At 29.8% G+C, this 11,250-nt stretch carries 11 protein-coding genes; 3 read left to right on the top strand and 8 right to left on the bottom strand.

Annotated elements, in window-relative coordinates:
* Nucleotides 1-29: 29 nt before the first annotated feature.
* A complete protein-coding gene (locus tag L3B96_RS06975) occupies nucleotides 30-383 on the bottom strand; it encodes a helix-turn-helix domain-containing protein (RefSeq protein ID WP_238859633.1) in 354 nt (117 codons plus the stop codon).
* 224 nt (nucleotides 384-607) lie between these two features.
* Here L3B96_RS06975 and L3B96_RS06970 point away from each other — a divergent pair, with 224 nt between their 5' ends.
* Nucleotides 608-916 carry a cupin domain-containing protein gene (locus tag L3B96_RS06970; protein ID WP_238859631.1) on the top strand — a complete coding sequence of 103 codons (309 nt, stop codon included), beginning with the start codon at nucleotides 608-610 and terminating at the stop codon, nucleotides 914-916.
* A 108-nt stretch (nucleotides 917-1,024) separates the two neighbouring features.
* On the top strand, nucleotides 1,025-1,432 hold the full coding sequence (locus tag L3B96_RS06965; protein ID WP_238859629.1) for a hypothetical protein: 408 nt from the start codon (nucleotides 1,025-1,027) through the stop codon (nucleotides 1,430-1,432).
* Nucleotides 1,433-1,587: 155 nt separating this feature from the next.
* On the opposite strand, the gene L3B96_RS06960 is transcribed toward L3B96_RS06965, so the two are convergent.
* Both L3B96_RS06960 and L3B96_RS06955 read right to left on the bottom strand, forming a co-directional pair.
* On the bottom strand, nucleotides 1,588-2,214 hold the full coding sequence (locus L3B96_RS06960) for a type 1 glutamine amidotransferase family protein (protein WP_238859627.1): 627 nt from the start codon (nucleotides 2,212-2,214) through the stop codon (nucleotides 1,588-1,590).
* Nucleotides 2,215-2,265: 51 nt separating this feature from the next.
* A complete protein-coding gene (locus tag L3B96_RS06955; RefSeq protein WP_012059328.1) occupies nucleotides 2,266-2,448 on the bottom strand; it encodes a hypothetical protein in 183 nt (60 codons plus the stop codon).
* Nucleotides 2,449-2,986: 538 nt separating this feature from the next.
* Between L3B96_RS06955 and L3B96_RS06950 the strand changes: the two genes are divergently transcribed.
* Nucleotides 2,987-4,030, top strand: a complete 1,044-nt coding sequence (locus tag L3B96_RS06950) for a galactose ABC transporter substrate-binding protein (RefSeq protein ID WP_238859626.1) — start codon at nucleotides 2,987-2,989, stop codon at nucleotides 4,028-4,030.
* A 541-nt stretch (nucleotides 4,031-4,571) separates the two neighbouring features.
* On the opposite strand, the gene L3B96_RS06945 is transcribed toward L3B96_RS06950, so the two are convergent.
* The 5 genes from L3B96_RS06945 to L3B96_RS06930 form a co-directional block, all read right to left on the bottom strand.
* Nucleotides 4,572-4,850, bottom strand: a complete 279-nt coding sequence (locus tag L3B96_RS06945; protein WP_023974996.1) for a hypothetical protein — start codon at nucleotides 4,848-4,850, stop codon at nucleotides 4,572-4,574.
* Between the two features lie 350 nt (nucleotides 4,851-5,200).
* Complete coding sequence (locus L3B96_RS06940; protein ID WP_238859624.1) at nucleotides 5,201-6,307, bottom strand: MBL fold metallo-hydrolase; 1,107 nt, start codon at nucleotides 6,305-6,307, stop codon at nucleotides 5,201-5,203.
* Between the two features lie 118 nt (nucleotides 6,308-6,425).
* Nucleotides 6,426-6,728 carry a hypothetical protein gene (locus tag L3B96_RS27410; protein ID WP_343073066.1) on the bottom strand — a complete coding sequence of 101 codons (303 nt, stop codon included), beginning with the start codon at nucleotides 6,726-6,728 and terminating at the stop codon, nucleotides 6,426-6,428.
* Nucleotides 6,729-6,793: 65 nt separating this feature from the next.
* The gene (locus L3B96_RS06935; protein ID WP_343073065.1) at nucleotides 6,794-8,506 is read right to left on the bottom strand and encodes an ATP-dependent helicase; all 1,713 of its coding nucleotides are present in this window, start codon (nucleotides 8,504-8,506) and stop codon (nucleotides 6,794-6,796) included.
* Nucleotides 8,507-8,515: 9 nt separating this feature from the next.
* On the bottom strand, nucleotides 8,516-11,179 hold the full coding sequence (locus L3B96_RS06930; RefSeq protein WP_238859622.1) for a DEAD/DEAH box helicase: 2,664 nt from the start codon (nucleotides 11,177-11,179) through the stop codon (nucleotides 8,516-8,518).
* Nucleotides 11,180-11,250: the final 71 nt, after the last annotated feature.

Here is an 11,250-nt window from a genome sequence, read left to right as displayed (position 1 = left end):
CAAGGATTTATCATAAATGTTTTTTTATTTTATTCAGTTGTAAAATTATTCAAGCATTTTTGCACTATTATAGTATTTATATAATTTTCTCCCCAGATGTTCATAGAATCCAAAACTGGCTTTAAGCTCTTTCCTAGTTCTGAAAGTGAGTATTCAACCCTAGGTGGCACTTCAGGATATACCTTTCTAATAATTAATCCATCAGCTTCCATTTGTCGAAGCTGCTGTGTTAACATTTTTTGACTTATCCCATTAATTCCATTCTCAAGTTGGTTAAATCTTTGTGTTCCATCATCATGTAAATTTCTTAAAATAAGAACTTTCCACTTGTGTCCAATAAGTTTAACAGTCTCTTCAATTGGACATAACTTACCACATGTCATCAGCATTCACTCCTATCATATATAAATTGATACTTACTATTTAGTTCGTATCATACAAAATAGTGCCTTCTTGTAAAAAGTTAATAGTGATTATATTATAATACCATAAGTCAACAAAGCATGGGAGGAAATCTATTATGAAAAAATCAAATGTGTCTTTACCATAAAATAGAATTTTAATAATTAGCTTAAATAAATATTATAAATTAAGGAGACGTATAACTATGAAAATTTTGAACATTAACGATATTACAGAAAAAATCAAAAGGAAAGCACTGTTTACAGAGGGCACAATGGACTCAGGTATTTTATTCTACGAGCCTGGTGAAACAATGACTCCTCACAAACATTCAGATTTAGATGAAATATTCTATGTAATTAGCGGCAAAGGAATAATAACTATAAATGGCGAGGATTTTTCAATTAAAGAGAATGATGTAATGTTATCTCCACATGAAGAAAGCCATGGTTTCACAAATAATGGAGATGAAAAATTGGTAATCTTACAAATAAAAAACACCATTATTAAGTAATTACAATATCTATAATCATTAGAATAAAAGATTTAGAAGCTTTTATTCTAATGATTACTATTTCAAAACATATAAGAAAGGATGTATTATTATATGTACTATATATCTATGATAATCACAGTTTTAGCAACTGTAATATATAATATCAGTCAAAAATCTATCAATCAATCAACAAATCCGTTTATATCAATGATAGTCACATATATTACCGCAATAATATTCTCTATATTAGCATTAATTATCTTACCCATAGACCGCAATATTATAAGCTCTCTAAAACAATTAAATTGGGCAAGTTATGTACTAGGGATATCTGCATTAGGCCTGGAAATAGGATATTTATATATCTATAGAAGTGGATGGAATATAGCCGTTGCTCCTCTTTTTGTAAGTATAATTTCAACAATAATATTAATTGTAGTTGGTATTTTCGTTTATAAAACCAAACTATCCCCTATGAATGCTCTAGGAATATGTTTAAGTATAGTCGGATTAATTCTAATGAATAAAAAGTAAAAGACAGTCCTGAAATATCAAATGAATTAATAAATTAATGGATAATTTCCACTTAAAAAAAGTACTTATTTTATGACAATAAGTACTTTTTCTTAACTCTATATTCCCAATTGTTGCAGTGAAAAGTAGCTATCTTACCCACTTTAAGCAACCTTTTATTGAATTGAGTTCATAAGCTCAAAGAAATATTTTGACTCTTGGGTTTTATACAGATTGTACCAAGAATCTAGTGTTTGCGGAGAGAATACATCTAGAATTTTCAATGTATGCAAAGCGAATTCAAGAGGAGCTATTCCAGAAGCAGTAATCAAACTTCCATCAGTTACTACACATTCCTGCTTATAATACACTTCTCCATCATAGTTTGGACAGACCATTTTAAGATACCCTAGGTCATTGCTTGTATGATCTCGTTTATCTAGTACTCCACCCATAGCAAGTCCTATTGTAGCACCACAAATTGCCCCTACAACAATACCTTTCTCTAAATATTTTTCAGCCATTCTTATAATTGGAGCATGAATTGCTTCTGTCCACGTATTCCCACCAGGTAGAATCAAAGCAGCAGTATCATGAGTACTACACTCTTTAAGTTCAATTTCTGGCAATATTGTAAGACCTCCCATTGTAGTAATAGGGGCCTTGGTAATTCCTACAGTCACTACTTTTAGCGGCATTACTCCCTTTTTGTAGTACCTTCCCGAATTGATTTCAGCGATTAAATAACCTATTTCCCAGTCTGCCATTGTATCAAATACATAAAGATATACTGTATCCTTCATTTTCCATTCCTCCACATTCATTTTATCTGATATCTAGGAACTATCAAAAAGTTAATTCATTATAAATCTTCTTATTGAATTAAATATTTTTAACTTAAGTTCATCATCTTTCTTAGCTTCATCAAATACTGCACCTAAATCATTCTTATCATATAGCTCACTATAATTTAATTTTAAGTATTTCTCTACTGAATTTATTAAATTTATATCTAATTCTTTGTCTTTTATTACCATAATTATCATTCCTTTTATCACAATATTTATTAGCAAAAAATGAACTTCATTATATTTTAAATAGTATCCACTTACACCCTTCTATATCATACTTAAGCTCAAATATTTTTTCCATTTCTTAAATAAAATCTACTAGTTATACAAACATACGTTCTCTTTAATATATTATATTGAAACTGCGTTCTTTTGTAAAGAAAATTTTCCCTTTACTTTTCCCATATAATTATCTATTTTCTTTAAATTCCTATGTTTTCAGCCATAAAATATATCATTGCATAATGCAAATTGTCGAAATGAAATGATAGCAATTAGTATAAAAAAATCAACAGCCATAATAACTCCTAATTTATAAATTTAATTATCTTTTTTATTAGTTTTCTTAAGGAATGTTATTTATTTTTAATGCCATACTAAATATGAAAGATGCCTTTGAAATGAAAAATATAATTTAATTCCATTTAAGGCTGATTTCAGAATTGTAAGCGTTGGTGATGGTGATCTATACCATTAAACCGAGTACCCTAGATGGAGGATTATAATGTGGATATTAAAGAAAGTATTAGCTATGCTATTGTTAATAAATATTACAGTAAGGTTCACTGAAATTAGAACGTTTTATAGTCTAAATTTAAATAATAAAAATACAGCCAATATTGCTGTGTTATTATATACGTTTGATCCATTTATGTCATCACTTAAACAAAGCTTAGAAACCATTCAAAAGGACAATTCTGATAAAATCAAATTTACTTTTTTTGATGGAAAAAACAATATAGCGCTCCAAAATGAGACAATAGATTCCATTTCTAAAAATGATTTCGATTTAATTTTGGCAAACTTAGCTGATACAAGTGAAAACTTCGTTGAAGATATTATTTTTAATGTTAGATCAAAAAATCTTCCAATAGTTTTTTTAGATATAGATCCGAAAGTAGTGTCTAAAGTTTCTAAATATTATGATAAAGCTGCTTTTATACTGGCAAATTCTGATTTAGCTGGGACTGTTCAAGGCAAAATTCTCGTTAATCTATGGAATTCTAATAAGAGTTCACTAGATAAAAATAATGATAATACTTTACAATATGTTCTATTGCATGGTCAAGCTAAAGATCCAGTCACAATCGACAGAACAAAATATGCTATTTCAACAATTAGTAATTCAGGGATAAACACAGAACAATTAGCATTAGTAAATGCTAATTGGCTTAAGAGCTTATCTAAAGATTCTATCGAATCCTTATTTCTTAGATATGATGGTAGGATTGAGGCAATAATTTCAAATAATGATGCTATGGCAATAGGGGCAGTTGAGGCACTTCAAAAATATGGCTATAATAAGGGTGAAAAATCAAAAAACATAGCTATCGTTGGAATTGATGGAATTCCCGAAGCAAAATCTCTAATTGATAAAGGCTTTATGGCTGGTACTGTTATTCAAGACCCTAAAGTTTTAGCAGAAGTATTCTATAATGTTGGAATGAATTTAGTTAACAATTTAAGTCCTACTGAAAATACTAACTATAATGTTGTTGATGGAGAAATCATAGTTCCTTTTCCTTATGAGGAGTATATAAAAAAATAAAGGGCACAGAATTTGTATAAAGACGGATTATATTATCATACTGCTAATCTACCTCACAACATAATTTTTAATGCTTAAGAATTCTTCATAATTTCTATTCTACCTTCTCTATTAGTATTTTTTAACCTATCTTTATCTATAGGTTAATTTAAGTTATCGATAAAAGAGTGCTTATTCTGTTTAGTGTTATTCAAGCATTTAACTTATTTATTCTATTTAAAAGTGCTTTATTTATTCATATATAATCATTCTTCTTTAATATGAACATTTTCTTTGAAATCATAATATACTAATTATTATAATATACTAGTTAGTATATTAACTATTTTTTTCCGTGTCTCATTAAATTTAATAATCGAAATAAGTCCTATGTCTATTATTACTTTTATAATTAGTTTATCTAATATTAGATAAACTAAAACAACAAAAAGCAGTAGCTGGATTGCTCCTACCACTGCTTTTAATATTATTTTCCAAGAGATATTCTATTTTTATATAATCTTCATTTATTTGAATTATCTATAAATCACTAATTTATTAATTAACAACATTCAATTTTATCTATACATCCAGCAATTTTTTCTTTTATTTGCTTGCATCCATCCTTTGATCCTTTGTCATAGCCTTCACAGTATCCTTCTTTATATCCATCTTTACGACCTGCACGATAAGCTTCTTCTAATGCAGCTCCTGTAGGGTAATTTCTTTTATAGCAATCTTTTTTATTTTTTTCTTCATCTTCACAACCACATTTTTTAGTATAATCAACTTCCTCTTCTTCGTAAGATTCTAAATACTTTTCATAATCTTTGTATCCCATTTTCTTTTCTCCTTTGTTATTTATTATAAATTCTTAACCAACTGATTTATAATATTATAGTATGCTAATTCACATAATTTGTTATTAATTTAAGAAAATTTTTAAACATTTATTGAATTTTATTAGTAATAGTTCTACTTAATACTGAATAACACTCACCATTTTTGAGCTGACTTACTATCATTTCCGATAAATAAAAAATAGCTCTCTTTATAACATTATAAGTATAGAACCCCAATCTATGCTTTGGTGTAAATCACACTTACTCAGTAAACTCATGCGAGTCGAACTTCCTTTCTTTTACTCTATAGCTTTCCAATTCAACTTCAATCATCATATCATCTTCTTAGTTAAAAATCCCACCATGAAGAAAACGGAACATCTATATTTGAATCTAATAGCACTGTTTTGCCGATTTTAGGGGCTATTAAACTAATCTCTGACTTTTTGGCCTCCTTTAAGGCTCGTTCTATTGGTTCTTTCCAACCATGATAGGCTAAGGTAAATGCACTCCAGTGCATTAACATCATATTCCTACCCTTTACATCTAAGTGAGCACGAACGGCTTCTTCTGGTTTCATATGCGCCCAAAACCAACGTCTGTCATATTGAGCTCCCTCAATCAAAGTAATATCAAAAGGACCATATTTTTCTCCTATTTTCTTAAAATGTGAATCATATCCTCCATCACCACTATAATATAACTTTATGTTTTTTCCGATAATTGCATATCCTCCCCATAGAGTTGCATCTGAGCCAAATATTCCTCTTTTTGAAAAATGTCTTGATGGTGTTAATGCAATTGTTAAACCTTGATAATTCATTTCATCCCACCAATTAAGCTCTGTAATTTTTTCCTTAGAAATACCCCATCGCATTAAATGAGAACTTACTCCTAGAGGAACAAAGAAATGTGATACTTTACTGCTTAGTTTTACAATAGATTTATAATCTAAATGATCATAATGGTCATGTGATATAAATATTGCATCAATAGGTGGAATTTTATCAATAATATCCAAAATATTTTCACTATATTTATATTTTTTACTTCCCGCAAATGAAACTGGTGATGCAATTGTACTTAAAATTGGGTCTATCAGCAGTTTTTTATTATCGATGCTAAGCAAAAAGGATGAGTGACCAAGCCAAGTCAAACTATCTTTTTCACTTTTGATCTTTTCCCAATCAATTGATTCCACAGGAATTTCACCATGAGGCTTTCGATTTTCAGCGCCTGTAATCGAATCTTTAAGCATTGATAAAATATCTGAAGCACTCATGCCCAAACCCGTTGGAGTTTCATTAACAAATTTTCCATTAACATAATTATCTAAATTCTTATAAAATTCTTGTTGTTCTTTTGTAGGCTTTCCGCCGAAAGCTGGGTTCAATTTTATAAACGCTGTAATACCAACGCATAATAAAATTATAAAACTAAATATATATATAATCATTTTTGTTCCTCCTATATCTTCATTTGTTCAAATTACTTCATTAATTAGTTTATTATCTTTAAAATGTTGTTTTTATTTACTAATTATCTTTTGCACATTACCTATATAAGAAAAATATCTACAAAAATTCTAGTTCGCTAAAGGCTTTTATAAATTCTTTTACTCCATAATTTTCGAATTCAACTTCAATCATCATATCATCTTCTTTTAGGACTTTTCCTGTTCCGTATTTCTTGTGGCTTACTTGTTTAATTGATTCTTCATTTATTTCTTCAACTACTGGTAATTCCACTGCTTCAGTAACCGAAGCTTCTTCTCTAATCCCTTGTGCCTTTGCCTCTTGAATTTGTTTTTTAAGTTCTTGAAGATTTACATTATTATTTTTAACCTTATCATTTTGGATCAATTTCTCTGGAATCATATGAATATATCTACTTTCTCCAGGCGCTGCCTTATGATAATCTGGATTTGTGTAATAGGACAGCTCTAAGTAATCTTTTGCTCTTGTAATGTAATTCCAACAAAAAATAATCTTTGTTCCTCTTCTTCCTCCATATCTCTCGTATGAAGTGGAATTAGTCCATAATTAACTCCTGTAATAAACACATAAGAAAATTCTAAGCCTTTAGAGGCATGTAAGGTCATAAGCTTAACGGAATCTATATCGCTATTTATATCCTTCTTTAAAATATTTACCCCATATAGAGCTGATGAATTTATAAACTCTCTAAGTCCATCTAAAAATATCATTTGTTTTTCTTTCACATACTCTATGATTATATCAAGCAACGCATTTATAGCTTCTTTATCATCTATATATGTAGCTGAAGTTGGCTTTATATATTTATCAAATTCAAAGTAATTATAAATCTCTTCTGCCAACTTAATCTCAGAACATTTATTTAAAAATTCATGCATCTTTTCTAGTAGTTCTGATTTAATTATGTTCTGCTCTTTAACTATTTTTCTTGCAGTCTTTTCTGTCATTTTCTCTCCATATTCTTTATTGCTAAGAACATAAATTGCAGAGGAAAAATCATTAGGATTTACGCAAAAACGAAATAGTTTAATGATCCAATTTAACACTGGACTGTCACTTATAGTTTTCTTCATAGATACTTCAAAAGGAATATCATTTTTTAAAAACACATCTTCAAAGACCTGAGACTGGTTTTGCAGTCTATAAAAAATTGCAATCTCCTTATAAGGCACGCCTGATTTATGTATTTCCTTGATCTTATCTACCAAATAACATGCTTCATTAAAAGGATTATAATGATTTTTAACTATGATTTTATTTTCAGTTTCTCTAGCTCCCATTAAGCGGCTTCCATTTTGCTGAAAGCATCTTGCAGCTTCTAAAATAGCATTACTTGAACGATAATTTATTGGAAGGGAAAGCTCCTTTGCATTATATTTATGTTTTAAGGTATAAACCACATTTAAAGAACTTCCACGCCAGCTGTAAATAACTTGATTTGGATCACCAACTGCAAATAATTTAGTATTTTCACCTTTTAACTTATCAATAAAATCAAGCTGTATTTTATCGCTGTCTTGAACCTCATCAATAATAATCCATTTTGGTTCTATTTTATGCTCACCTAATAATAAATTTGCATTTTGCAATATATCTGAAAAAGACATCTTATTTTGTTTTATCTTCTCTTCCTTTAGCAGCTCTACAAGCTTAAATATATCATCATCATAAGGCGAAACTTTTTCCTCTTCCTTCTCAATAGCCATAGCTTGCTCAAGTCTCTTTTTTAAACGGTTCTTATATTTAATTTTGAGCTTTTCTTCTTGAATTATCTGCAAGGCGATGTCTAATTCCTCATCTGGCTCTATTACTAAAAAATCTTTTTCATATCTTATTTTTTCAATTGGCAATACTTCTTTAAGTAAATGAAGTGCAACACTATGAAAGGTTCCAAAGCCCTCTAATTCCTCTGCTTTTATACTTTCATCAGAAACCATTAATCTTTCTTTAATTTCATTTGCAGCTTTATTAGTAAAAGTTAATACAATCATATCTTTATAACTGATGTTTTTTGCATAATGAAGATACACGATTTTTGAAATCAAAACTGTTGTTTTTCCACTTCCAACATTCGCATTTACAACACATGCATCACTTTCATCAAGTACTGCTTCTCTTTGATATTCATTTAGTCTTTCTAGCTTTTTTTCATAATGCATGTTATTCTCCTATTCTGTAAGATCTTCATATCTTCTTTGTAATTTACTTTTTACATTTTTTCTATCTTCATCTATCTCTTCAAGTCTGACACTTAATTCAATTCCCATTGGAGCATCTGTATGGAAAGAAATTATATTTAATATGCTCTTTTTATTACTTTCTTCCATTACCCATTCTCTATAAAACGCATTATTTAAAACTAAAATTAAAGTACGATTATCTATTTCAACCTTAGGGATTGTACTTAAAAATTTTGCAAAAGCATCTCCATTTTCCTGCATATACTCACAAAATTCTTTCCATTTTTCCTGTAATTCATTAAACTTAAATGCTTTCTTAATAAATGTTGCTGGAGCATATTGTGCTAACTTAATATCCTTTGGTGCCTCTATTTCCTCTAATAAATTCTTAAGTCCCCATAGAACCATAGCTTTATTTAATTGATAATCTCCAATACATGCAGCGCAGCCATCATCACATGTACATCCGCCTACCATTTTAATTGCATTTTCAATAATCTTTGCAGTTAAGTCAAATACTTTCTCAGAATAACCAAGTCCACCTACGTATTTATCATAAATAAACATATAAACTTCGCTATCATAATTTTGACTTATTTCTATTGCATTGTTAGACATTACAACACCTATGTCTTCCTGTTCTGTCATGGTTGCCATCATTGCTGCATTTTTAATTGCATAACATACACCTTCAAAATGATTGTTTCTTATAAAGCCTCCATTTTGACTTTCCTGAAGGAGCCTTCTATATACGGTCACAACATTGTCAGGAATCTTTATCCAAGTGCTTTCTGTATCATAATCCTTTGATAATGGTTTTTCTAACTGTTCAAAACCTAAATTTTGATGATTATGAAATTGCAGCTTTTTATACATATAAACTATTTCATCAACATTTACATCTCCAAAAGTCACTTTAGTACGTTCATATTCCATATCCTTGCTGCCTTGAATTATTCTTATATTTGTTGTGCCGCCTGGCATTGTATAGTAATTTCCATTAAAGGGAATGGCAAAAGCAGTTCTACTTTCTAAGTCAAGCTTTACAACCTGATATTGAACTCCATCGTGCATATAAATTGCTCCATTATGAATTTCACGAAAAGCCTGCATTTCATCCATTTCTGTAATTTCTTTATTGTTATCCTTATTTATAAGTTTGTACCTTGCTTTATCAATATTTCTCAAGCTAAAATCTCCTGCTGGAAATGAATTACCACACCATGCAAACTTTCCACTTTGATTGGTTAATTCACTTGCTCTGATTAAAACAGGAATTGTTTCACCTAAATCTGGAAAAATTGAAATATCATCTAAGGTTAATGGTATTTCAGCTGCTGCTGCACGTATATGTGCAAGTTCTATTAAAAGATTATTCTTATCTATAACTGCATTTTCACTTCCACTTTCAAAAAGCCAGTCTGGATTAATTGCTATGTATTGATCAAAAGGCAGATTATCAAGGATTAAATAATTAGTACTTTCTTTTCCGTTTCTACCTGCTCTTCCACTCTGCTGCCAAAAAGACGCTCTAGTTCCTGGGTATCCTACAATTACTGTTGTATCAATTTTACCAATATCTATTCCAAGCTCTAAAGCATTTGTTGATACTAAACCTCGCAGAACTCCAGTAATCATTTTATTTTCAATTTCTTTACGCTCAAGTGGAGTATATCCTCCCCTGTATCCAGATATCTTATCTTTTAAAGAAGCTCCAAAAAAGTTTTCCGTCTCTAGTTTATCTCTTGCTTCTTTTAATACAACCTCAACATTTCTTCTTGATTTGGCAAAAGCAATAAAGCTATTATCATTTTCCACTAAGTCAGGTATTAAATCAGCAGCTACTGAAGTTGATTGCACCTGCCCATAATATTTTTTATCATGTCCCATAATCTTTGGCGGTTGCACAAGCTTATAATTTTTCTTTGGAGCTGGTGAGCCATCTATGCAAACCTCAAGAAATTTATGTCCACAGATTTCTTCTGCAAGTTCAACTGGATTTGCTATAGTTGCTGAACTACATAAATATTGAGGTGAGGAATTATAATATCTGCACACTCTGCCAAGCCTTCTAAATACATTTGCAAGATGTGAACCAAAAGCACCTCTATAAGTATGAAGTTCATCAATTACGATATATTTTAAATTAGAAAAGATAAAATCAAAACCAAACTTACTGTGATTCGGTAAAAACGCAGCATTTATCATTTCAGGATTAGTTAAAATAATATTAGCATTTTTTCTAATTCTGCTTCGTTCATTTACAGGAGTATCCCCATCATAAACTCCTGCTGAAATCCTGTTAGACCCGAAATATTCTAAGTAAGGCAAAATCGCACGATACTGATCACTTGCAAGAGCCTTTGTAGGATATATAAAAATTGCTCTTGCCAAAGGATTTGATAAAATTTCTTGAATAACTGGCAGTAAAAAGCTAAGAGTTTTTCCACTTGCTGTAGATGTTGTTATTACAATGTTATTCCTATCCATTGCTTTTTCAAACATTTCTACTTGATGACTATACAGCTTATCAATCCCATTTTGAGATAAATACTCACATAATTCCTCTGATAAATTACTTGGGTAATCAACATAAGCTGCTTCTCTTTTTGGCATTGTTTTATTATATATAATTAAATCGCTTATATTCATTAAATATTGCTCCTATTCTCTTAAGTTACAATCGAAAACAAAACTATTATAGGTATCTGACTAATATCTGA

Origin of the sequence: Clostridium sp. YIM B02569 (genome assembly GCF_022320765.1) — a bacterium.
Taxonomy (GTDB): Bacteria; Bacillota; Clostridia; order Clostridiales; family Clostridiaceae; genus Clostridium; species Clostridium beijerinckii.
The sequence above is the reverse complement of the archived record's forward strand: the minus strand, read 5'-3'. Positions and strand labels throughout refer to the sequence as shown.